The organism is Mangrovimonas xylaniphaga, assembly GCF_001280435.1.
Lineage (GTDB): Bacteria > Bacteroidota > Bacteroidia > Flavobacteriales > Flavobacteriaceae > Mangrovimonas_A > Mangrovimonas_A xylaniphaga.
This window is the reverse complement of the sequence record NZ_LBIP01000008.1, coordinates 1-267: the sequence shown is the minus strand read 5'-3', so window position 1 is coordinate 267 and position 267 is coordinate 1. Positions and strand designations below refer to the sequence as shown.

Annotated in this window: 1 protein-coding gene; it reads left to right on the top strand. The window is 42.7% G+C overall.

Features of this window, described 5'->3' with window-relative positions; genetic code table 11:
- On the top strand, window positions 1–267 hold a 267-nt coding region (locus ZA06_RS17280), incomplete at both ends, for a hypothetical protein (RefSeq protein WP_168155191.1).

The window sequence follows — 267 nt, the reverse complement described above, 5'->3', positions numbered from 1 at the left end:
GTTCTGTAGATGTTGCTATTACAGATGCCTCTTTCAACGATAATTGTTCCGTAAGCTCAATTGCATGGGTAATGACCGGTGCTGTAAACGATACCGGTTCTGGACAGGTCGGAACATATACATTCCCGATAGGGACAACTACAATTACATATACCGTATCTGACAATGCTACCCCAGCCAATACAGCTACTGATGTCATGACTGTAACAGTGACCGATAATGAAAATCCAACGGTAAACGCTACAAGCAACGTTGTTACAACAACCA